The organism is Olivibacter sp. EAT-5 (assembly GCF_044784325.1).
In the GTDB taxonomy this organism is placed as follows: domain Bacteria; phylum Bacteroidota; class Bacteroidia; order Sphingobacteriales; family Sphingobacteriaceae; genus Olivibacter; species Olivibacter oleidegradans.
On sequence record NZ_CP173028.1, the window covers coordinates 1 to 23,701 of the forward strand.

23 protein-coding genes are annotated in these 23,701 nt (G+C 39.6%); 15 read left to right on the forward strand and 8 right to left on the reverse strand.

Annotation, left to right across the window (positions count from 1 at the left end):
* Positions 1-1,431, forward strand: a complete 1,431-nt coding sequence (gene dnaA / locus ACH11B_RS00005; RefSeq protein WP_013663329.1) for a chromosomal replication initiator protein DnaA — start codon at positions 1-3, stop codon at positions 1,429-1,431.
* A 74-nt stretch (positions 1,432-1,505) separates the two neighbouring features.
* Here the strand turns inward: dnaA and ACH11B_RS00010 are convergent, their stop codons facing one another.
* A complete protein-coding gene (locus tag ACH11B_RS00010; RefSeq protein WP_130858353.1) occupies positions 1,506-1,943 on the reverse strand; it encodes an Hsp20/alpha crystallin family protein in 438 nt (145 codons plus the stop codon).
* Between the two features lie 130 nt (positions 1,944-2,073).
* Between ACH11B_RS00010 and ACH11B_RS00015 the strand changes: the two genes are divergently transcribed.
* Together ACH11B_RS00015 and ACH11B_RS00020 are read left to right on the forward strand one after the other, a co-directional pair.
* Entirely contained in the window at positions 2,074-2,520 is a 447-nt protein-coding gene (locus ACH11B_RS00015) for a thioesterase family protein (protein ID WP_013663331.1), read from the forward strand.
* A gap of 90 nt (positions 2,521-2,610) precedes the next feature.
* On the forward strand, positions 2,611-2,964 hold the full coding sequence (locus ACH11B_RS00020; RefSeq protein WP_013663332.1) for an iron-sulfur cluster assembly accessory protein: 354 nt from the start codon (positions 2,611-2,613) through the stop codon (positions 2,962-2,964).
* A 93-nt stretch (positions 2,965-3,057) separates the two neighbouring features.
* Here ACH11B_RS00020 and ACH11B_RS00025 read toward each other — a convergent pair whose 3' ends face one another.
* Positions 3,058-4,032, reverse strand: a complete 975-nt coding sequence (locus ACH11B_RS00025) for an NAD(P)-dependent oxidoreductase (RefSeq protein WP_013663333.1) — start codon at positions 4,030-4,032, stop codon at positions 3,058-3,060.
* Positions 4,033-4,040: 8 nt separating this feature from the next.
* Positions 4,041-4,823: a 16S rRNA (adenine(1518)-N(6)/adenine(1519)-N(6))-dimethyltransferase RsmA gene (gene rsmA, locus ACH11B_RS00030; RefSeq protein WP_041386989.1), complete on the reverse strand. Its 783-nt coding sequence runs from the start codon at positions 4,821-4,823 to the stop codon at positions 4,041-4,043.
* A gap of 207 nt (positions 4,824-5,030) precedes the next feature.
* Between rsmA and pdxA the strand changes: the two genes are divergently transcribed.
* The 11 genes from pdxA to ACH11B_RS00085 all read left to right on the forward strand — a co-directional run bounded on the left by pdxA (position 5,031) and on the right by ACH11B_RS00085 (position 15,603).
* The gene (gene pdxA, locus ACH11B_RS00035; RefSeq protein ID WP_013663335.1) at positions 5,031-6,086 is read left to right on the forward strand and encodes a 4-hydroxythreonine-4-phosphate dehydrogenase PdxA; all 1,056 of its coding nucleotides are present in this window, start codon (positions 5,031-5,033) and stop codon (positions 6,084-6,086) included.
* A 165-nt stretch (positions 6,087-6,251) separates the two neighbouring features.
* Positions 6,252-6,788 carry a DUF177 domain-containing protein gene (locus ACH11B_RS00040; protein ID WP_013663336.1) on the forward strand — a complete coding sequence of 179 codons (537 nt, stop codon included), beginning with the start codon at positions 6,252-6,254 and terminating at the stop codon, positions 6,786-6,788.
* Positions 6,789-6,802: 14 nt separating this feature from the next.
* Positions 6,803-6,994 carry a 50S ribosomal protein L32 gene (rpmF, locus tag ACH11B_RS00045; RefSeq protein ID WP_013663337.1) on the forward strand — a complete coding sequence of 64 codons (192 nt, stop codon included), beginning with the start codon at positions 6,803-6,805 and terminating at the stop codon, positions 6,992-6,994.
* Between the two features lie 105 nt (positions 6,995-7,099).
* The gene (gene plsX / locus ACH11B_RS00050; protein ID WP_013663338.1) at positions 7,100-8,038 is read left to right on the forward strand and encodes a phosphate acyltransferase PlsX; all 939 of its coding nucleotides are present in this window, start codon (positions 7,100-7,102) and stop codon (positions 8,036-8,038) included.
* 8 nt (positions 8,039-8,046) lie between these two features.
* Positions 8,047-9,036 (forward strand): beta-ketoacyl-ACP synthase III, encoded by a 990-nt coding sequence (locus ACH11B_RS00055; RefSeq protein ID WP_013663339.1) that lies wholly within the window; start codon positions 8,047-8,049, stop codon positions 9,034-9,036.
* A 104-nt stretch (positions 9,037-9,140) separates the two neighbouring features.
* Positions 9,141-9,626: an acetyl-CoA carboxylase biotin carboxyl carrier protein gene (accB, locus tag ACH11B_RS00060; protein ID WP_013663340.1), complete on the forward strand. Its 486-nt coding sequence runs from the start codon at positions 9,141-9,143 to the stop codon at positions 9,624-9,626.
* A gap of 49 nt (positions 9,627-9,675) precedes the next feature.
* The gene (accC, locus tag ACH11B_RS00065; RefSeq protein ID WP_130858349.1) at positions 9,676-11,016 is read left to right on the forward strand and encodes an acetyl-CoA carboxylase biotin carboxylase subunit; all 1,341 of its coding nucleotides are present in this window, start codon (positions 9,676-9,678) and stop codon (positions 11,014-11,016) included.
* A gap of 227 nt (positions 11,017-11,243) precedes the next feature.
* Positions 11,244-12,128 (forward strand): twin-arginine translocase subunit TatC, encoded by an 885-nt coding sequence (gene tatC, locus ACH11B_RS00070; RefSeq protein WP_013663342.1) that lies wholly within the window; start codon positions 11,244-11,246, stop codon positions 12,126-12,128.
* A gap of 12 nt (positions 12,129-12,140) precedes the next feature.
* Positions 12,141-12,581 (forward strand): ribose 5-phosphate isomerase B, encoded by a 441-nt coding sequence (gene rpiB / locus ACH11B_RS00075; protein ID WP_013663343.1) that lies wholly within the window; start codon positions 12,141-12,143, stop codon positions 12,579-12,581.
* Between the two features lie 10 nt (positions 12,582-12,591).
* Positions 12,592-14,172, forward strand: a complete 1,581-nt coding sequence (locus ACH11B_RS00080; protein ID WP_130858348.1) for a M28 family peptidase — start codon at positions 12,592-12,594, stop codon at positions 14,170-14,172.
* Positions 14,173-14,214: 42 nt separating this feature from the next.
* Complete coding sequence (locus tag ACH11B_RS00085) at positions 14,215-15,603, forward strand: LutB/LldF family L-lactate oxidation iron-sulfur protein (RefSeq protein WP_013663345.1); 1,389 nt, start codon at positions 14,215-14,217, stop codon at positions 15,601-15,603.
* A gap of 17 nt (positions 15,604-15,620) precedes the next feature.
* Here the strand turns inward: ACH11B_RS00085 and ACH11B_RS00090 are convergent, their stop codons facing one another.
* The 5 genes from ACH11B_RS00090 to ACH11B_RS00110 form a co-directional block, all read right to left on the reverse strand.
* On the reverse strand, positions 15,621-16,421 hold the full coding sequence (locus ACH11B_RS00090; RefSeq protein WP_165447084.1) for a DUF4198 domain-containing protein: 801 nt from the start codon (positions 16,419-16,421) through the stop codon (positions 15,621-15,623).
* A gap of 172 nt (positions 16,422-16,593) precedes the next feature.
* A complete protein-coding gene (locus tag ACH11B_RS00095; RefSeq protein ID WP_377610191.1) occupies positions 16,594-18,387 on the reverse strand; it encodes an acyl-CoA dehydrogenase family protein in 1,794 nt (597 codons plus the stop codon).
* A 62-nt stretch (positions 18,388-18,449) separates the two neighbouring features.
* Positions 18,450-19,622, reverse strand: a complete 1,173-nt coding sequence (locus ACH11B_RS00100) for an acetyl-CoA C-acyltransferase (protein ID WP_130858345.1) — start codon at positions 19,620-19,622, stop codon at positions 18,450-18,452.
* 22 nt (positions 19,623-19,644) lie between these two features.
* Positions 19,645-22,074, reverse strand: coding sequence for a 3-hydroxyacyl-CoA dehydrogenase/enoyl-CoA hydratase family protein (locus ACH11B_RS00105; protein WP_130858344.1), 2,430 nt, complete (start codon positions 22,072-22,074; stop codon positions 19,645-19,647).
* Between the two features lie 60 nt (positions 22,075-22,134).
* On the reverse strand, positions 22,135-22,572 hold the full coding sequence (locus ACH11B_RS00110) for a MarR family winged helix-turn-helix transcriptional regulator (RefSeq protein WP_013663350.1): 438 nt from the start codon (positions 22,570-22,572) through the stop codon (positions 22,135-22,137).
* Between the two features lie 256 nt (positions 22,573-22,828).
* Here ACH11B_RS00110 and ACH11B_RS00115 point away from each other — a divergent pair, with 256 nt between their 5' ends.
* Positions 22,829-23,695 (forward strand): cupin-like domain-containing protein, encoded by an 867-nt coding sequence (locus ACH11B_RS00115; protein WP_013663352.1) that lies wholly within the window; start codon positions 22,829-22,831, stop codon positions 23,693-23,695.
* The last annotated feature ends 6 nt before the right edge of the window (positions 23,696-23,701 follow it).

Consider the following 23,701-nt stretch of genomic DNA (forward strand, 5'->3'; position numbering starts at 1 on the left):
ATGGAAAAAACGAGTACAAGTGTATGGAATAGCTGTCTAGAAATCATCAAAGATAACATTCCGGCTCAAAGCTTCAAGACATGGTTCGAACCAATATCGGCTTTGCGTTTGGAAGGAAACGTATTAACCATACAGGTACCCAGTTTATTTTTTTACGAATGGTTGGAGGAACACTATGTTGGCTTATTGCGAAAAACGGTAAAGAAGCAATTAGGAGAGAATGGTCGATTAGAATATAACATTGTTGTAGAAAAGTCATCGAATAAAAACATACCTTATACAACAAACATGCCCTCTAATGGGAATGGCGCAGAAGGCAAAAAACAATCTATCCCCGTACCTGTTGCACTCAATAAAGATATAAAGAATCCATTTGTTATCCCCGGGTTAAAAAAGCTTCAAGTCGACCCACAACTTAACCAAAATTATACATTTGATAATTTTATCGAAGGCGACTGTAACCGCCTGGCACGATCAGCAGGTTTTGCGGTAGCTAGCAAACCTGGTGGAACCTCTTTTAATCCACTCATGATATATGGTGGCGTCGGTTTGGGAAAAACGCACCTTGCCCAAGCTATAGGAAATGAAGTAAAGCGTCATATGCCAGACAAGTTGGTCATCTATGTCTCCTGTGAAAAGTTTTGTCAACAATTTGTTGATTCCTTAAAAAACAACACGATCAATGATTTTGTCAACTTCTATCAGGCAATGGATGTGATTATCATGGATGACGTGCACAATTTTGCAGGAAAAGATAAAACTCAAGATATTTTCTTTCATATTTTCAATCACCTTCACCAATCAGGCAAACAGATCATACTCACATCGGATAAAGCGCCCAAGGATTTAGCTGGATTAGAAGAGCGGCTGTTAAGTCGTTTCAAGTGGGGACTTTCGGCCGATATGCAAGTACCCGATTTAGAGACGAGAATGGCCATCCTCAAGAAAAAAATGTATGCAGATGGTATTGAACTCCCCTATGAAGTAGTGGAATATGTGGCTAACAATATTGACAACAACGTCCGAGAGCTTGAAGGGGCAATGGTTTCGCTACTAGCGCAAGCGACATTGAACAAAAAAGAAATAGACCTGAATTTAGCCAAGTCAATGCTAAAGAATTTCATCAAGAATTCGCATAAAGAAATCTCTATTGACTACATACAGAAACTAGTTTGTGAATATTTTGAAGTTCCTGTAGAGATGGTTAAATCAAAAACCAGAAAACGAGAAATCGTTCAGGCGAGACAAATTTCTATGTATCTTGCCAAGAATCACACTAAAACTTCTCTTAAATCAATTGGGGCTTACTTCGGTGGCCGTGACCATTCTACCGTGATATACGCCTGCCAAACGGTAGAGGATTTAATAGATACTGATAAAAAATTTAAAGCTTACGTGCAGGACATTCAGAAAAAGCTTAAAATGAGTTAAAAACCTTCTGAACGAAAATGCGAATAAAATAACAAAAGGCCGTATAGGCCTTTTGTTATTTTATTCGCATCAACTTACTTTACCGAAATTTCCTTTACAACCGGTTTCACTTCTTCTTTCTTTGCTACAGTTAACGTCAGCACACCATCTTTGAAATTAGCCTCGATCTTATTCACATCTACACTCTCTGGCAGAGTAAAGGAACGTTTAAAAGAGCTATAACTAAACTCTTTGCGGCTATATTGCTTCGCTTCATCTAAACTTTCTGCCTTATGCTCGCCACTAACAGCCAAAACATCCTTTTCTACACTAATTTTAAAATCTTCTTTACTAAATCCAGGTACCGCAAATTCAACATGAAAACCCTCCGCTGACTCAGAAACGTTTACGGCAGGGAACTTCGATAAGCTACGACCGGATCCATCATAAAACAGATTGTCAATTAAATTACTTACCCATGGATCAAAGGTTTTAACACGGTTATTCGTATCAATAAATCTTGAAATGTTCATTATATTGTCCTCCTAATTATTACTTTTTATTTGACAAACTTTGTTCAAATTGGATACCAACAGAAACAAATAATGCGAAATCAGAAACAATAAGACATTTTGTCATTTAAATCCATCAAATAACGACAATATGACAGAAAATCAATTAGCCAATTTTGCGTTCTCAACATCAATTCAGATCCGCTTTGTTGATCTTGATGCCTTTAGGCATGTCAATAATGCTAACTACCTCACCTATTGTGAAATTGCGCGTACTATTTATTGGAACCAAAAGATTAAATGGAACTGGAATACAATCGGCGTGATTATCGCGCGTGCGGAAGTTGATTATTTGAGTCCTTTAACGCTCAAAAATAATCTGCGCGTATATATAAGAACATCAAAAGTGGGAAATAAAAGTTTCGAACTGGAGTATCTTATGATCTCGAAACGAAATGGGAAGCTAACGACACATGCCAAGGCAAAAACTGTATGTGTATGTATCGATTACAGAAGCAACGAAACAGTTTTGATCCCAGAGAAGCAAAAGAAACTGATGCTGCAAGAGCTTAATCACTTTGTTAATAAAGGGTCATAAAGCCATAGCGCTTCGAAAAAACACTGATTTCCTGTATCTTTGTAAACAAGTATTCAAATTTCAAAAGGAAAGCGAATAAAAGAAACGATTATGAGTACAGAAGTAATAACAAGTGCTGCACCCTTAACCTTGACCGAAGGTGCAGTAAAGGAATTGAAGAAGCTCCGGGAACAGCAAGAGATTGCAGATGACTTCGGTTTACGCGTCGGCGTCGAAGGCGGTGGTTGTGCCGGCATGAATTATATTTTAGGTTTTGATCAAAGAAAAGAGGGCGATACGGAATACCTTATCTCAGGAATTAAAGTGTTCATGAATAAAGCTCACGGATTATATCTCGCTGGAATGGAAATTGATTTTCAAAACGGATTGAATGCCCGCGGGTTCACATTTAATAATCCTAACGCAACCAGCACTTGCGGATGCGGGACTTCTTTTTCTGCTTAAATAATAGGAAACCGAAAGCTATAGCAACGCTGCGATGTCGTTCCGGATATCGCAGCGTTCTTAAATTATTAGGCAGAAACGATTCAATCCAAGCTATATGTGGAGTTTAGTTTCATTCGCATGAAAAAATTCAATTACCTTATCGGCTAAAATAGCCGCTATTTTATAATACGACTCAACTGTCCATCCCGCTACATGAGGACTCATCAACACCTTCTCGTTCATTTTTAATTTCTCGTACCAATCGCTTTGTGTCAAAGCAGGGAAGCCCTCGATTGGCAAGACATCAAACGATGCGCCTAAAATTCTACCTTTCTCTATCCCTTTAAGCACAGCGTTCACGTCAACAATTTCACCTCGTGCTCCGTTTAGAAAGAAAATCGGCTTACGGAATTGCGACAAATACTCTTCATTCACCATGTTACGAGTTTCTCGTGTTAATGGAATATGCAAACTCAACACATCTACCTGTTTCACCATTTGTTCCATACGAACTTCTTCCACATATATATCAGAAAAACCAGTTTTATATTTATCGTACGCTATGACCTTTACACCAAATCCATTGAGTTTTCTTGCCATCGCCTGTCCGTTATTGCCGTAGCCAATTAAACCTACTGTCCGTCCCGCCAATTCAAAGCCTCGATTAGCTTCACGCAACCACTGCCCCTCTCTGATTTGAACGTTTCCCCGAATTAAATTGTTCATCATGGCAAGCAACATACCTATCAAATGTTCGGCCACTGCATCCCGGTTGCCTTCAGGAGCGTTTAATAATTGTATACCTTTCTCTACCGCTAAAGGCTCATCAATGTTGTCCATACCTGCTCCTGCCCTTCCTATGCATTTCAACCGCTGTGCAACATGGAGAACCTCCGCATCGATCCTAAACTTAGATCGAATAATTAAAACTTCATAGTTAGGAAGTATTTGAAGTGCTTCGAAACGCGTAATCTCAGGACGATAATCACAAATCACCCCTGTATTTTTTAATTTATCAAGAAAAACCCCATGGATATCGTCTACAACCAAAACTCTCCACATAAAAGAATTGTCTTTTTGAGCCATTACAATATTTATTTTAGCGACTTTTCGATTTCATTCGTTAACTCTATGAAATCGTCGACCGATAGCCTCTCGGCACGCAAATCTAAAAATGGATGATTGGGCATCCTTGCCTTATCAGCTATTACGCTTAAGGCATTTCGTAATGTTTTTCGACGTTGGTTAAATCCCGCCTTAACGATTTTTTGGAAAAGATTTTCGTTACAAGCCAACCTGTCAATGCTATTACGCTCCAAACGAATAACGCCGGATAAAACTTTTGGTGGTGGGTTAAACGCCCCCGCCTTCACGGTAAAAAGATAAGCAATATCATAATAAGCTTGCAAAAACACACTTAAGATACCATAATCCTTACCCCCCGGCTTCGCCGCGCAGCGTTCAGCGACCTCCTTTTGAAACATTCCCACCAACTCAATAACCTGATGTCTATGCTCTAACACTTTAAATAGAATTTGAGAAGATATATTATAAGGGAAATTCCCGATGATCGCTAGCGGTCCGGGAAAAACAGAAGCAAAATCTAATAATAAGAAGTCGCCATGTATTAATCTTTTATCAAGTGAGGGGTACTTAGTCTTCAAAAATTCAACTGATTCTATGTCCAAATCAATTAACCAAGATTCAAATCGTTTATCTTCAAGGAGAAAATCTGATAATATCCCCATCCCTGGACCTACCTCCAAAACCTTATCAAAACCCTTCTCGGGTCGCAAAGCGTTCACTATGCGCTTTGCTGTATTCTTATCCGTGAGAAAATGCTGCCCTAAATGTTTCTTCGCGCGAACTACTGTCATCTTTGATGGTACCTTTCGCCAAAGATACATTTATTAGCTTAAATGTACTTTTAGATAAACAGTTTTATCCTGCAATTTGGCATAAAGGGCAGATAAAAGAGTTCCATGTTCCTGTGTTCTGTCTAATAATTGTTTTAAGCAGCATTATCCGAATTGCATATAAGTTCAATTTTACATAAGTTTGGCCTATTAAAAGAAGCAGTTAATATGAGCGACAAACTGAAGGTTGGAATAACTATTGGAGACGTGAATGGAATCGGCCTAGAGATTATTATAAAAACTCTTGCGGATAATAGAATATTAGATTTCTTCACACCAATTGTATATGGAAACACCAAAGTTGCTTCTTTTCACCGCAAAACAATAGGAGTCAACGATTTCAGTTTTAATGTAATCAATAGTCCGGAGCAAGCGCATGACAAAAGACCAAATATGATTAATTGTTGGCAGGAAGATGTCAAAATCACACTCGGAGAGTCAAATGAAATAGGAGGAAAATATGCTTTCTTATCCTTAGAACGGGCGACTCAAGATTTGATAGATGGCCAAATCGACGTTTTAGTCACGGCTCCAATAAATAAACACAACATTCAGCAAGAAGCATTCTCTTTTCCAGGGCATACCGAATATATACAAGCAAAAACAGGAGCAGATGACGCACTTATGTTTATGGTAAGTGACGAATTGAAAATAGGGGTGGTTACTGGGCACATTCCGGTCAACGAAATTGCAAAGTCAATTACAAAAGAAGCCATTCTAAAAAAGCTTGAGTTGATGAATGCAAGTTTGCGAACAGATTTTTGGATCCAGAAACCAAAAATTGCCGTTTTAGGGTTGAATCCTCATGCTGGCGACAACGGACTTATTGGCACAGAAGATATTGAAATCATTCTTCCCGCCATACGAGAAGCCAATGAACGCGATATTTTTGCTTTTGGGCCCTATGCTGCAGACGGTTTTTTTGCGGGAGACAATTATAAAAACTTCGATGGTGTATTAGCCATGTATCACGATCAGGGCCTTATTCCGTTTAAACAGATTGCTTTTCACAACGGCGTCAATTTTACGGCCGGATTACCTGTTATCCGAACCTCTCCCGACCATGGAACGGGCTATGATATCGCGGGAAAGAGTAAAGCATCAGAAACATCCTTTAGAGAAGCTATTTTTACTGCTCTCAAAATCGTCAGGAGAAGAAGAGAACAGGAAGAACTGATGGCAAATCCACTCAAAATAAGAAAACTCTCGAAGGATAGGGATTAACAATCTTATAGCATCCATCGTTTATCATCGATACGCTTACTTGCAAGGAGCAAAACGGGGTGGTAAAATCTCTACATCGTATCCAAGCCAGTAGACACACTACTTTCAAAAAAACTTTCAGTTCTAATTTATTATTTCTAAATTTGCGAGCTTAATTGTCGTGCTTTGAAAACTTTAGATCAATATCGAATACCATTTACGGGTTTAAAGCCTGGGAAACACGAATTTGAATTTGAGATAAGCAAACTTTTTTTTGAGGAATTCGACTATTCCTTGGTTAAAAATGGTGAGCTAAAAGTTTCCCTTGTTCTTGATAAGCAAGAGACAATGATGGTTGCAGATATCCATATCACCGGCAAGATAGAATTGACCTGCGATGTTTGTCTCAATCAATTTTGGGGTAAGTCGGATATTTTGCAGCGACTCATTATCAAATTTGATGATGAAGACAGTGTTTCAGATCTTACGGATGAAATAATGGTTCTTAAAAAGAACGAACACGAACTTGATTTGGCGAATATATTTTACGAGTATATCACATTATCCGTACCGTATTATAGTCGATGTGAGGAACAGGGGATAAATGTTAGTTGCGATCAGTCGATGATTGATAAATTAAACAGTTTAAATAGTCAGGACGATGCATCAACCGATACAGATCCCCGCTGGGAAATATTAAAAAAAATAAAAAACAATAATTAAATAGAAAAGACGAGATGGCACATCCAAAACGTAAAACCTCTAAGTCTAGAAGAGACAAAAGAAGAACACATTATAAGGCAGAGTTACCTACACTTACGACCTGCCAAACTACCGGTGCAGTACATTTGCCACACCGTGCTTACAATGTTGACGGCAATCTTTATTATAACGGCAAGTTACTCATTGAAAACACCTCGATTGCCTAAGTTGATTTTTCAATATTAAAAAAACATCCCAAGGTTCGCTATTTCTGAAAAAATGCGGTACTTTGGGATGTTTTTAGTTAATAGAACAGCAAACGATAATCAAGGATGAAGATTGGTTTAGATATCATGGGCGGAGACTTTGCACCAAACGCCACTGTTTTAGGTGCAATAGAGGCCTCAAAGGTATTATCGAACGATCAGCAATTAGTACTGATTGGCAATAAGGAACTAGCATTACCCATTTTTGAACAGGCAGGTATAGACGCGTCATTATTTGAATTTATACATACTACCGAAACAATCAGTATGGGCGAGCATCCAACAAAGGCAATCACTCACAAACCCAACGCAAGTATTAGTTTAGGTTTTCAATTGCTAAAAGAAGGAGGCATTGACTCTTTCGCATCTGCAGGTAATACGGGTGCCATGCTAGTTGGCTCTATGTTCAGTGTCAAAACTGTACCAGGTGTTATCAGACCAGCCATAGCTACAAATGTGCCACGTTTAACCAGTGGATTCAGCGTTTTATTAGATGTTGGTGCAAACGCAGATTGTAAACCTGATAATTTACTGCAATTTGGTATATTGGGAAGTTTATATGCCCAACATGTCTACAGCAGTGAAAACCCTGCAGTTGCTTTATTAAACATAGGAGAAGAGGAAGAAAAGGGCAATATGCTTACCAACGCTGCCCATAGCTTAATGAAAGAAGCACAAGCTTTTAATTTTATCGGAAATATTGAGGGCAGAGATTTGTTTGAAGATCATATTGACGTTATCGTATGTGATGGATTTACAGGAAATGTTGTATTAAAGCTTGCAGAGTCTTTCTACAGCTTAACTGTAAAAAAAGGTTTTAAAGATCCATTTTTTGATCGATTCAATTATGAACAATATGGGGGTAGTCCAATCTTAGGGGTCAATGCCCCCGTGATCATAGGACATGGTATTTCCAATCCGGAAGCAATCAAAAACATGATCCTTTTATCTCGGGATATGATTGAATCAAAATTCGTAGATAAGGTAAAAGCTGCTTTTAAATAAATAAGAGAATGTCTAAAATTCATGCTGCCATAACTGCCGTTAACGGATATGTTCCTGATTATATACTAACAAATCAGGAATTGGAGACTATGGTTGAAACGAACGATGAGTGGATTACCACACGAACAGGTATTAAGGAACGGCGCATTTTAAAAGGGGAGGGACAAGCGACCTCTGACATGGCAGTACCGGCTGTTGAGGGCCTTTTACGCAAACGAGGGATTTCAGCGGAGGAGATTGATCTAATCATTTTCTGTACCAGCACTCCAGACATGCCTTTTCCTGCTACCGCGAACATTTTAGCCGATAAAATAGGCGCTATTAATGCCTGGGGCTATGATCTTCAAGCGGCCTGTTCAGGTTTTATTTATGGTCTTACTACCGGTGCCCAATTTATCGAGTCCGGAAAACATCAAAAGGTATTAGTAGTTGGCGGAGATAAAATGTCTTCGATTATAAATTATGAAGATCGAGCGACATGCATCATATTTGGAGATGGTTGTGGGGCTGTCTTATTAGAACCTAATACAGAAGGACTGGGAGTTTTGGATGCTATTTTGAAAAGTGACGGCAGTGGAAAAGAATACCTCAATATCAAAGCGGGAGGATCTTTAATGCCTGCAACCCATGAAACTGTCGATCAAAAGTTGCATTATGCTTTTCAGGAAGGTAAAACAGTATTTAAATTTGCTGTTACCAATATGGCTAACGTTGCCGCTGAGATCATGGAAAGGAATCAACTCACCGCTGCAGATGTCAACTGGCTTGTTCCTCACCAAGCAAATAAACGCATTATCGATGCAACTGCTGAAAGAATGGGACTAGGTCCCGAAAAAGTAATGATCAATATTCAAAAATACGGGAACACAACCAGTGGTACAATCCCTTTGTGCTTGTGGGAATGGGAAAACCAGCTGAAGAAAGGCGACGTGCTGATCTTAGCCGCTTTTGGCGGGGGCTTCACTTGGGGTTCTGTATACCTCAAATGGGCTTATTAATACAATTTTAGTTTCAGTTTTGATCAAAGATACTAACTTTGCAATCTCTTTATCGATTTCGTAAAATATACAATTGTTAGATATTAAACTTAGAACCAACGAATATGAGCATGGATATTAAACAAATTCAGGACCTGATAAAGTTTGTCGCAAAATCAGGAGTCAATGAAGTTGCTATTGAGGAAAAAGACTTTAAAATAACCATAAAAACAAATCAAGAGCCAACTTATGTCACTGCAACCCTGCCCACTGCTACTCCCGTGGTGCCACAAACTCCTGTAAGTTCTCCTGTTGCAGCAGTGCCGGCATTAAACACAGATACGCCAAAGCCTGCAGAAGACTCTTCAAAATATTTAACGATCAAATCACCAATGATCGGTACATTTTATCGTTCTTCAAGCCCAGATAAACCAGCCTTCGTGAATGTAGGAGACGAAGTGAAAACAGGGCAAGTGGTTTGTATTGTAGAAGCAATGAAACTATTCAATGAAATTGAATCAGATATTTCAGGAAAAATTGTTAAAATACTGGTAGACAATGCACAACCAGTGGAATACGATCAGCCTTTGTTTTTAGTTGATCCTTCATAATAGTAACTTTTGGACCGAATTTAGTACACTGGTTTATTGAAAAAAATTCATGTTTAAAAAAATTTTAATAGCAAATAGAGGAGAAATTGCTCTACGAATTATAAGGACATGTAAGGAAATGGGGATTAAGAGTGTTGCTGTATACTCAACTGCCGACCGTGAGAGCTTACATGTGCGTTTTGCCGATGAGGCTGTCTGTATCGGCCCTCCAGCCAGTAAAGATTCTTATCTTAACATTCCTAACATTATTGCCGCTGCTGAGCTCACTAATGCGGACGCGATCCATCCCGGATATGGTTTCTTATCGGAAAATGAGAAATTTTCTGCTATATGTCGAGACTATGGCATTAAATTTATCGGTGCAACGCCTGAGCAGATTCGCAGTATGGGAGATAAGGCCTCAGCCAAAGAGACCATGAAAAATGCTGGCGTACCCACAATACCTGGATCTGATGGTTTGGTTCCCAATGTTTCGGAAGGGTTAAAAATAGCGAACGAAATAGGTTATCCTGTCATTCTAAAAGCTACCGCTGGAGGTGGTGGACGAGGTATGCGTGTTGTTTGGAAAGATAGTGAATTTGAACCGGCATGGGACTCGGCACGTCAAGAAGCAGGTGCAGCATTTGGAAATGATGGTATCTACCTAGAAAAGTTTGTGGAAGATCCACGTCATATCGAAATCCAGGTCATTGGCGATCAGTATGGAACCGTTTGTCATCTGTCCGAAAGAGATTGCTCTATACAAAGACGCCATCAGAAACTGGTAGAGGAAGCGCCATCTCCCTTTATTACACCTGAGCTCAGACAAAAAATGGGTGATGCAGCAATTGCAGGTGCAAAGGCAGTGAATTATGAAGGAGCCGGTACCATCGAATTTCTTGTGGATAAACACCGAAATTTCTACTTTATGGAGATGAATACACGCATTCAAGTGGAACATCCCGTAACGGAAGAAGTCATTAATTTCGATTTAATAAAAGAGCAAATAAAAGTTGCAGCAGGTGTTCCGTTATCTGGCAGGAATTATGAGCCGAATATGCATGCAATAGAATGTAGAATAAACGCAGAGGACCCCTTCAACGGATTCCGTCCATCCCCTGGAAAAATCACAACATTTCATTCACCTGGCGGTCACGGAGTTAGAGTTGACACACATGTTTATGCAGGTTACCAGATCCCGCCTAATTATGACTCTATGATCGCTAAGCTTATTTGTGTTGCACAAACTAGAGAAGAAGCTATTTCGACAATGGAAAGAGCTCTTAGCGAATTTGTTATTGAAGGTATTAAAACTACCATTCCTTTGCATTTACGATTAATGAGAGATCCTAACTTTAGAGCGGGAAATTTCACAACAAAGTTTATGGAAAACTTCGACCTTTCAGAGTAATAGTTATAGCCCCGGCAACGCTACTCTTGTCGCTAGCTTTCAAAATAAAATACGCTTTTATAAGCGAAAGTCTTTTAAGATATGAGCTTTTCATGCGATAATCTTTAATTTAAATACCATTCTTATATTAAGAATGGTATTTTTGTTTTCTTATGAAATACGATTGGTGAGTTGGATCAACCTATTTCATTAACACTTTGATTGGTTTTTATTTACTACTAAATATTATGAGTGAAATCTCCGGAAAAAAAATTATTGAAACCATTAAACAAAAAGGCAAAACCATCGAAGCCGAAATGTCATTCTTTGACCATTTGGAGGTTCTAAGATGGCATCTGATTCGTTCAGCCATAGCAATAGCGATATTTATGGGGTTGGCTTTCGCCTTCTATGATTTCATTTTCGATACCGTTATTATGGGTCCGAAAAAACCTGATTTTTGGACATATAGAATGATGTGTATCATTGGAGAAAAATTTAATTTAGGCCCTGATTTCTGTGTAACCGAAATCCCGATCAATATTATAAACACTGATATGGCGGGACAATTCACCTTGCAATTGAACTCTTCGCTTTTAATTGGCTTGGTTTTGGGCTTTCCTTATCTTCTCTACGAAATATGGCTCTTTGTAAAACCGGCCTTAACCGATATTGAAAGAAAGTCGGCCAATGGTTTTGTATTTTACGCGACACTTTTATTCATTTTAGGAATCCTTTTTGGCTATTTCATGATTGCTCCTTTGTCTGTCAATTTTCTGGCGCATTATTCGGTAAGTCCGGAGATTGATAACCAAATAACGGTCGACTCATACTTATCTTCGGTTGCCACATTGACCCTGGGTACAGGTATCGTTTTTGAGCTACCGATCATTATATACATTCTGTCGAAAATCGGCATTATGACACCCCAATTTATGAGAGCAACTAGACGCTATGCTATCGTCGTCATTTTAGTGATAGCCGCTATTGTGACACCTACGCCAGACATACTAACCATGTTAACGGTAAGCTTCCCTCTGTTTTTGCTATATGAGCTTAGTATAGTAATTGCGGGACGGGTTGAAAGAGCTAAATTAAAAGCAGAAAAAGCATTTTACAATAACGAACAATAAATCAGTATAAAGATGCAAATCAAAACAGTAGCTATCGGCGGCGATCATGCAGGCTTCGAATATAAAGCAGCCATTATTCAATATTTAGAAGAATTAGGATATACCGTGCGCAACTTTGGAACGGATAGTGTTGAATCCGTAGATTATCCTGATTTCGCCCATCCTACTGCGAGCGCAGTAGAAAGTGGTTCTTGCGATATAGGCATATTGGTTTGCGGCAGTGCTAACGGTGTCGCCATTACAGCTAATAAACACCAAGGAATACGGGCTGCCATTTGTTGGAAGCCAGAGATAGCAGCGCTTGCTCGCCAACACAACAATGCAAATATTATCTGTTTGCCGGCACGTTTCACATCCATAGAAGAATGTAAAGAAATGGTACAGATCTTTCTCGCTACCGAATTTGAAGGGGGTAGACACGGTACTCGTGTTAATAAGATAGCCTGTTTATAGTTTTTGGCCTATGTCGATTAAAGGGATAGTCACTACAATACTTTTTTTCGTTCTTATCGGATGTTACGCACAACACAGCGTACCTTCCACCTATGCCGAGCTCATCGACCCTACATCTGCGAGAAAACACTTAACAATTATCGCATCAGATGAGTTTGAGGGAAGGGAAACGGGAAAAGTAGGAGCAGACAAAGCTGCGAATTACATTGCGCAGCAATTTGAACTATTAGGTTTAACGGCACCCGTTAACAGTAGCTATTACCAACCCGTGGAACTAGCTACGAAAGCTTTTTCGGTTGATACCTTTGAAGTAGGTGAACATACCTTTCGGCATGAGAAGGATTTTCTGATTATTGGCAAAAGATCGGAACAGGAAATAAAAACTGACCGGATGGTTTTTATTGGTTATGGTATTAGCGACAAGCATTACGACGATTTAGCTAAAATCGATATTGCTGATAAGGTAGTTCTGTTACTTAATGAGGATGAACCGAGGGATAAGATGGGGAAATCACTTATAACGGGGCAAACGAAAGGCTCTATTTGGTCGACCAGCAATAGCAAGCGAATGCAGCATATAATCAGTAAGAAGCCAAAATTGATTTTAGCTATATCAAAAAATGCAGACACCTTAATACAGCAAATCAGTAAGAAAAAATATGCAGAAAAGATTCAATTAAAAGAAGATTTGACACAGGAAAATCTAAGCACGGATCATTCCCCTACAGTTGTTTATATTTCTCCACAAACGGCTAATTTAATATTATCATCCCACGGATCCAATCTTGAAAAATTGAAGCAGGAGATTACCGAAAGTGGAAAACCTAGAAGTCGGGTGCTTAAAAGTACCTTAAAATTATCCTTCGGGCAAAAAATCATTGATGTCAAAGCGCAAAACGTTTTGGGCTATTTGGAGGGCACCGACTTAAAGGACGAACTTTTAGTGATAACAGCTCACTATGATCACATTGGGGTTAACCCAAATGGTGAAATAAACAATGGAGCGGACGATGATGGCTCGGGGGTTACGGCTGTACTTGAGATTGCAAAGGCATTCGCACGAGCGAAGGAGAATGGTCATTCTCCAAGAAGAAGTATCTTATTTATGATGGTTACAGGCGAGGAAAAAGGTCTATTAGGATCCGACTATTATACGAGGCACCCTGTATTTCCATTAAATAAAACCATCGCCAATCTTAATATAGATATGATTGGTAGAATTGATCCGTCGCATTTCGCTAAAGCGGATTACGTTTATTTGGTAGGTTCGGATAAATTGAGTTCAGAACTTCATCACATTAGTGAAGCGGCGAATAAAACATATACCAAATTGGATTTAGATTATCGATATAACGATCCTAACGATCCCGAAAAGATATATTATCGTTCGGATCATTACAATTTTGCAAAAAACGACATCCCTGTTATTTTTTACTTTAATGGCGTCCATGAGGATTATCATGATATTGGAGATACAGTGGATAAAATTGATTTCCCACTGCTCTGCAAACGAGCAAAGCTTGTCTTTTATACAGCATGGGATTTAGTCACGAGAGATACAAAACCCATTGTCGATTCACATAAAAAATAACGATCGGGTATTTACGTTATTAAAGTAAAAACACGCTGCCCTATGTCTACAAAAACTGCATCAAATTTCATATTAGCGAGCGAGAGCAAAGCCTTTGATCTACAACATCGAAGGGTTATTAGCTTTAATATTGACCGATATGATACGGCAGTCAGTAATGGGCTTAAGCGATGGAATAATCTAGAAAATGCAAAACGCAAAGCGCACAGCCTGAAGTGGCGGGTAATGGAAAATTTGGATAAGCTTTTACCTGAGTTTGAAGCGAATTTCCAAAAAAATGGCGGAAAAGTCATTTGGGCTAATGATATACAAGAAGCGCAGCAGGAAATACTAACGATACTGAAAAGAATACAGGCGAAGAAGGTAGTGAAGTCAAAATCAATGGTAACCGAGGAGATTGAACTGAATGCCTTCTTGGAAAGCAATCAAATCGAATCAGTTGAAACTGATTTAGGAGAATATATTGTTCAGCTGCTTGGTCAAAAGCCCTATCATATTGTCACTCCAGCTATGCATCTCAGCTTGCCCGATATAGCGAAGCTATTCCACGAAAAATTCGGCACACCCGAAAATGCAAGTGCAGAACAACTTACCTTGAAAGCACGGGAGTTATTAAGAGATGAATATCTGTCTGCCGATGTTGGAATTACAGGCGCAAATTTTCTCCTTGTAGATACAGGTAGCATCGCCATTACCGAGAATGAAGGGAATGCACGATTAAGCACGAGCTTTCCAAAAATACACATAGCCGTTGTTGGTATAGAAAAACTGATTCCGTCTATCAGCGATTTGGATTTATACTGGCCTCTTTTGGGCAATCACGGTACTGGCCAAAACCTCACCGTTTATAACACCATTTTAAGTGGCCCGAAGCGAGAAAACGAGTCTGACGGACCTGATGAGATGTATGTTATTTTACTCGATAATGGTCGGACAGATTTATTAGCACAGAAAGATCAAAGACAGGGACTTTATTGCATCCGCTGTGGAGCCTGTCTGAATGCATGCCCAATTTATAAAAATGTTGGGGGCCATACTTACGGCACAACCTACAGCGGCCCTATAGGATCAATTATTACGCCCCATATGAAGGGGATGCAAGAGTTCAAGCATTTAAGTTATGCCAGTAGCTTGTGCGGCAAGTGTTCAGAAGTATGTCCCGTTAAAATTGATATTCATAAAATGCTTTTACTAAATCGGCGGGACTCCGTTAAGGAAGGACTAAACCCTCAAGTTGAAAACTGGGGATGGAAGGCTTTCGTGAAGATTGCAACCAAAAGGAAATGGCTAGACTTTTGGGGTGGCAAATGGAAAAATTTCTTTCTAAGCAGGTTTTTTGCAAAAGCTTGGGGAACCAAAAGAACATTACCCTCTATTGCCCCTGAATCCTTTAGCAAGCAATGGAAAGAACAGCAAAAGGACAAGATCTGATACGGATACACCGATTATCATTGAAACCGAAAGGAAAAGGAGCTTTGATAATAGTTGTAATTAATGCCCTTTTCCTGACTTGGATTAGCGTACACTGTTTGTAAAAGCCACAACCCGGATCGATTAAGTTTAAAGTATATTTTACCCTCTGCATTGGAGCGATATTTTGCCGCATGCACTTGCCCATTGCCTGATTTCGTGTAAATAGTGGTACTCGTTCCTTCCAATGGTTTGCCATCCAATAAGATTACGGCAGTTATATCATCTCCATATTGTAATTTATAGGGATTTTGTTCAAGTATAATTTCCAGCTGTTTGCATTCCTTTGCTTTATAAAGATTTCCATTTGACTTGTCAGTGATTGTAAGAGCCTTCGCAGTAAAAAAAGTATTTGCAGTATATTCAGTGGTAAACCCCGATGAGTCAATAACCGAAGCCAAATCAGTCAAATTTTCAGTTTTTGCGAAATCTTCTACTACTAGTTGGTCATAAGTAACTGCTCCGCCTTTAAACTCAATTGTCAATAGACTTTGTCCCCCATTTTGTTGAACAGCCGCATATTTTAGAAAGTCTTTATTCAATGGAATAGTGTCGGCCACCTTCTTTCCTCCTTGGGTATAATTTGCATAAATTAGATTTTTAACTGCTTCCGGTGCTATTTCTGAAGATTCTAAGCCTCTTCCTTGATATATGGTGTAAGTTACACTATCTCCTGATGAAGCGACATACTTATCGGCAATCAGGGAATAATCTTGCGCGTTGGCTTGAAAAATCGATAAAACAAGAAAAGAAGAGATGACTAGGAAACTTTTGATCATATTATACATTGGACTATCCTCAACGTTAAGTAAGTCCAAACCTAACATAAAATTTTTACTTCAAAAAGCCTTAGAACTAATTTTAACACTTTTCCAACATTAATGACCTTGATCAATACCTCATGGCAAAACTTCGATTTTGCCATGAGGTTTGACTTTGCTAATAATTTATCTAAAAACAATATCCGTTGGCATCAATAAGCAGCTTGGCCACTCGTTGCCTCGCCTCTTTAACATTAAATGGCTCTAGCTTTGTAAATCTTCGTAAGCCTGCCAACATCATTTTTAACTCATCGCCTTCTGCAAAAGAATTCAGTGCTTCTTTACCAGCCAAGTACACTTTGTCAACTGCATTGTATAAAAAGATCCGTGCCATGTCTATTTGTCCCGCCACTTCTTGCTCATTTTTGAAGTGTACTAATTTTTCCACCCTTAATAAAGTAGATTCAGCAAGATAAACGGTGCCGATAATATCGGCGATATTCATTAAGATCTCCTGTTCCTTTTGTAGCGTCATCATTAACTTCTGAACGGCAGCACCGGCAACTAATAGGCCCGCTTTCTTCAGATTCACAATAACTCTTTTTTCGTAAGCAAGCAAAACATCCTCAGGTTCTGAAAAGTCAGGTATAGCCATTAATTCTCCTGCCACCTCTTGTGCTGGCCCCATGAGATCAAGTTCACCTTTGAGCGCTCGCTTTAGTAACATATCAACAATGAGTAAACGGTTTACTTCGTTAGTTCCTTCAAATATTCTATTAATTCTCGAATCGCGATAAGACCTCTCCATTGGAGCGTCGGCTGAATAACCCATTCCACCATAAATTTGCACGCCTTCATCAACGATATAGTCGAGCATTTCTGAACCCCAAACCTTAAGAATTGCACATTCAATAGCAAATTGTTCGGTCGACTTTAGTTTAGCTTTGGCGGGTTCCATACCGTCGGAAACAAGCGCTTCATAGGCATCATCAATATTCTGCCCTGCACGGTAAGCGGCACTTTCCACTGCGAAATTTCGAATTGCCATCTCCGCAAGTTTATACCGAATTGCACCGAATTTCGCAATTGGCAATTTAAACTGCACCCGTTCATTTGCATAGTTAATTGCTTGCGAGATAACCTTACGTGAAGAGCCGATAGCTGCTGCACCAAGTTTAATTCGCCCAATATTTAGAATATTGACCGCTATTTTAAATCCGTTTTCGCGTTCTGATAGCAGATTTTCTTTTGGGACAGGGCAATCATTAAAAAACACCTGTCTTGTTGAAGAACCTTTAATTCCCAGTTTATGTTCTTCGGGATTCATCGTAATACCCCCAAAGGCACGCTCTACAATAAACGCCGAAAGATTCTTATCATCATCAATCTTAGCAAATACGATAAATATATCGGCAAAACCACCGTTTGTAATCCACATCTTTTGACCGTTGATCAGATAGTGCGTTCCCTCATCATTTAATTTAGCGGTCGTGCGACCGCTATTAGCATCCGACCCTGCATTAGGCTCCGTTAAGCAATAAGCTGCTTTATACGCTCCTATGGCTAGTTTTGGAATGTACTTTTGCTTTTGCTCGGTATTCCCGTAATAAAGGATAGGTAAAGTTCCTATACCGGTATGAGCAGAAAGTGCTACTGCAAAACTATGTCCGGCACCCACTGCATCTGTAACAAGCATAGACGTGTTGAAGTTCTTTCCAAAGCCCCCATATTCTTCCGGTATAGAAACACCTAACAAACCAAGTTCTCCTGCCTTATCAAGCAAGGTTTGCATTAGGCCTTCTTCTTGATTATCGATTCTTTCTAAATTTGGAGTAACCTCCGTCTGAAGAAAATCTTGGCAGGTTTTCTTGATCATCAGCTGTTCCTCATCAAACTCCTCAGGAATAAAAACGTCTTCGTAACGGGTCTCTTTAATAACGAATTCGCCACCTTTTATTGCTCTCTTTTTATCCACGGTTTCCATAATCTGTATTTTTAGTAATTGTTAGGCAATGGTCTTAAGTTCCACAACATAAAGCATAAACACTAAAGCATTTCGAAGATTCCTGCAGCCCCTTGCCCTGTTCCGACACACATCGTCACCATTCCGTATTTTTGCCTCCTTCTTTTTAGTTCGTTAAAAATTTGTACGCTTAATTTAGCTCCTGTACAACCTAATGGGTGTCCCAAAGCAACAGCTCCGCCATTTACATTAACTAAATCAGGATTTAAATTTAACTCGCGAATAACGGCCAGCGATTGGGAAGCAAAGGCCTCATTTAATTCAATAAGACTAAGATCATCCAAATTTAGTCCCGCTTGTTTCAGCGCTTTTGGTATAGCAAATATGGGACCTATTCCCATAATACGTGGTGGAACACCGGCTACGGCATAACTAACTAATCTGGCAATCGGTTGGCAATTTAATTGCTTTAGCTTTCTCTCTGATACAACCAATACAAACGCTGCACCATCTGACGTCTGGCTCGAGTTACCAGCTGTTACAAGTCCGTCCGCCGCAAAAACAGGCTTCAGTTTAGCCAGCGCTTCAAGGCTTGTATCAGCCCGGGGTCCTTCATCTGTATCCACTATATATTCTCTCGTACCGATCTTATTATCGCGAACAAAGTTTTCCATTACCGTAAAAGGCATAATTTCCTCTTTAAACAAACCCTTTGTAATCGCTGAAATTGCCTTTTGATGCGAATGATAAGAAAACGAATCCATATCTTCCCTGTTCACCTTATATTCTTTAGCGACCGCTTCGGCCGTCAAGCCCATATTCCAATACCAGTCGGGGTGTGTCTTTGCTACATCTGAATTTGGAACCACTTTCCACCCCCCCATAGGCATACCCGACATCACTTCAACACCGCCGGCAACAATTACATCTGCCATTCCTGCTTTTATTTTAGCCACAGCAGTTGCTATTGTCTCCAAACCTGATGCACAATATCTATTGACCGTAACGCCGGGAACCTTATCAGTATCGAGTGCCATCAAAGAAATGAGCCTTGCCATATTTAACCCTTGCTCTGCTTCAGGCGTAGCGTTTCCAACAATGACATCATCTATTTCTTCTTTATTAAGGTTAGGAACAGAATTGACCAGGTGTCTTATGACCGCCGCAGCCAAATCATCAGCACGTGTAAATCGGAAAGCGCCTTTTGGAGCCTTTCCTACAGCCGTTCTGTAACCCGCTATTATATATGCTTCCATATCTTCACTATTTTAAGATAACTTAGTTTCTGAGTGCTTTACCTTTAGTTAACATGTGCTGTATTCGTTCCAGTGTTTTCCTTTCCGCTGTCAGCTCCAAAAAGGCCTTTCTTTCAAGATCCAACAAGTATTGCTCGGAAACTTCCGTAGGTGCCGAGAGGTCTCCCCCACACAATACCCAGCCAAGCTTCTCTGATATTTTCTGATCATGTTCGCTAATATAATTTCCTGATTTCATTGAGTTTGCTCCAACGTACACGATGCCTAATCCCTGCTTTCCCAATACTTTAATATTGTTTCTCGGAATAGGCGCAGTATAGCCGGCTTCAGCCAGACCTAAAGCCTTTGCCTTTGCATCCGCAAGCAATCGGCTACGATTCATCGTAATGGCAAATTTACCTTGTTGGAGATAACCTAGTTCGTATGCCTCTATTCCGGAAGTACTTACTTTTGCTTGGCCGATGGTTAAAAAACGTTCCTTTAGCACATTTTGACTAATTTGATCTGCTTTATACTCATCTGAAGCCCTTAAGGCAAATTCTTTCGAGCCACCACCACCCGGTATCACCCCAACCCCAAATTCAACGAGTCCCATATAAGTTTCCGCATGGAGCTGCACGAAATCAGCATGCATAGCAAATTCACACCCTCCTCCCAAGGTCAGATTAAATGGAGCAACTACGACGGGTATATTCGAGTAACGCAAGCGCATGGCCGTATTCTGAAATAACTTAACGGCCATATTTAACTCATCGTAATCCTGCTCTACGGCCATCATAAAAATCATCCCGATATTGGCTCCGGCAGAGAAGTTGGCTCCGTCGTTCCCGATAACCAAGCCCTTATATTCTTTTTCGGCCATATCAATTGCTTTGTTAATGCCTTGAATCACATCTCCACCGATCGTATTCATCTTCGTATGGATCTCTGCATTAAGTATCCCGTCACCTAGGTCGATGATTGATACGCCACTATTTTTCCATAAGGTCTTCGTTTTTCGGAGATCGTCTAAGTTGATAAAATCAGCTATACCAGGGATTTCTTTATAGTCTTTGCTCTGAATATCATAAAATAATCTTTTCCCGTTTTCGACCTTATAAAAGCTTTTATGCCCGGATTGCAACATTTCCAATACCCACGATGCGACTTCGCCCGTTTGCCCTGGAATCCGCTTTTCTTCTTGCTTTATTTTTTCTAATGTTTCCTCAACACCTAGCGCATCCCATACTTGAAAGGGTCCTAATTCCCAACCAAAGCCCGCGCGCATCGCATCGTCAATTCGATAAAACTCTTCACTTATCTCCGGAATACGTTTAGATACATATTCAAACAGTGGATAATGCATGGCGCGAAATAATTCCGCTGCTTTATCATTTCCCTGTTCATAAACTTTCATTCGTTTCGCCAGGTCATCAATCTTTTTGGTTTCCTCTAATGTTACCGATTTTATCTTTTCCTGCTTTCGATAAGACATGGTGCCCAAGTCAAGCACCAGGATTTCACTATTTCCCTTCTCATCTTTTACTTTCTTATAAAAGCCTTGTTTAGTTTTTTCACCCAGCCACTTTCTTTCAGCCATGTTGTCAATATAGCTTGGCAAAACGAAAATATCCCGCGCTTCATCTTCAGGAACATTTTCGTATAGGCCTTTTGCAACATTCACCATCGTATCCAACCCGACAACATCCGAGGTCCTAAAAGTGGCAGATTTGGGGTGTCCCATAGCAGGACCTGTATATTTATCTACTTCTTCTAGGGTGAGATCTAGCTTCTTAACCAAATGTGTGACGGCCAACATTGAGTATACACCAATCCTATTTCCAATAAATGCGGGAGTGTCTTTGCACAACACAGTTGTTTTGCCTAGAAATTTATCTCCATAATGCATTAAAAACTCGATAATCGCAGGTTCCGTTTCGCGTGATGGGATGATTTCCAACAACCTCAGATAACGAGGTGGGTTAAAGAAATGAGTACCACAAAAGTGTTTTTTGAAATCTTCACTTCGTCCCTCAATCATTAGATGCATAGGAATACCAGAGGTATTACTACTAACAAGCGTCCCTGGTTTTCGATATTGTTCTATCTGCGTGAAAATCTGTCGCTTAATATCCAAACGCTCTACAACCACCTCTATAATCCAATCGACATGCGCTATATCAGCCATATTATCTGTAAAGTTACCTGTTGTGATACGCTGAACATATTGCTTGCTATATATAGGCGATGGGTTTGTCTTTAATGCGGTTTCTAATGATTGACTAACGATACGGTTTCTAACCTGTCGGCTTTCCAAAGTTAGACCTTTGGCCTGTTCGTCAGGGGAAAGCTCCGTCGGAGCGATATCCAATAATAAAACAGAAACACCTATATTGGCGAAATGACAGGCAATACGAGACCCCATTACCCCTGAACCCAATACGGCTACCTTCTTTATACTTTTATTGATCATAACTAAGAGGCTTTTGATAAAACATAGTGACAATAGCTTTTTTCAAGCTTTTTATTCAGCTTACCCTTCTTTCGGAACATATTTAACAGCCAATTCATTTAATCGTTTCAATGTATCTATAAGTTTTTGTCGCTCACTATCTTTAATTAAGCTGTCCAGGTAACTATTAAATTCCCTTACAATATTTTTTGCAATCTCTCGCCTTTTCTGTCCTTCCTCCGTTAAAAAAACACGTACCGAACGCTTATCCTGTGCGTCGGCTCTTCTATAAATTAGCCCTTGTTGTTCCATTCCGCTTAACATACGCGATAAACTTGTTGATTTAACACCTAATAATCCGGCTATTTGCGTAACGGGTGTCCCGTCTTTTCTGATATTGATCAAAACATATCCTGTTGCCTGTGTAATGCCGTGTTTCGATGCTAATTGATTGTATTTACTAGCAATTGACTGCCAGGTAATCTTTAAGTAATAATCAATGGTATTCTCTTGGCTCATTTTTTATTATGCTTGCATAGCAAATCTAATCTATAATTCCATAAGAAACAAGAACTTTATAAAGTTTTCAGTTAATTGAGGATTTTCGAAGCAATTTGGCTTCCACACTGTCTTTATCATTCAATTCTAAGATCATATCGTCTCTTAAGAGCGATTTTGGCATTTCTCTTGTATATAATTTATCTAAATAAAAAGCATACTACATATGCAAAAGAATTTATAAGTTTGCAGTTACACGTGTCATAACCTATAAGAAGTGCAACTAAAGAAGACAGATAGGCGATCAGGGTTGAGCTCAAAAGAGTTCCTTGACCAATATTTTAACAAAGGGGTTCCGGTTATCTTGGAAGATTTCGTCAGTAAAGATAGTCCTGCATTCAGTAAATGGAACTACGACTACTTCAAGGAGATTGCAGGCGATCATGTTATTGAACTATATGGCAAAGAGGACACTTCAAACGATCGGGCGAAAAGTGCTCCGGTGACGAAGATGAAATTCTCCGAATATCTGGATTTGATCGAACGTGAACCAACGGACCTGCGTATATTTTTGTTTAATTTGATAAAACTAAAACCTGAACTAAATAATGATATAATATACAATGATTTAACGGGTGGCAAGGTTCTTAAATGGCTTCCCTTTTTATTTTTCGGCGGAGAAGGCTCGAGCACACGGAATCATTTTGATATCGATATGTCACATGTGTTCATTACACAATACAAAGGTATCAAGCGAATCTGGCTTTTTCCTTTGGACCAGTCGGATTTGATGTACAAACTTCCTTATAATTTTCATAGTATTGCCAACTTAAAAAATCCCGACTACGCTAAATACCCAGCGCTTAAATACTTAAACGGCTATGAAGCGGAAATCCATCCTGGTGAAACCTTGTTGATGCCTTCCGGCTATTGGCACTACATACAGTATGTGACAGAAGGCTATTCCATCAGTGTTCGGGCATTGCCTTCAAAAAGAATGGACAAGTGGCGCGGTTTCAGAAACCTGGTGATCACACGTCATTTCGACAATACGATGCGGAAAATCTTCAAGGACAGGTGGTATCAGTACAAGATCGCTATAGCGACTTCACGGGCAAACAGAGCGATTAAAAAGATTAAATAGAGGATT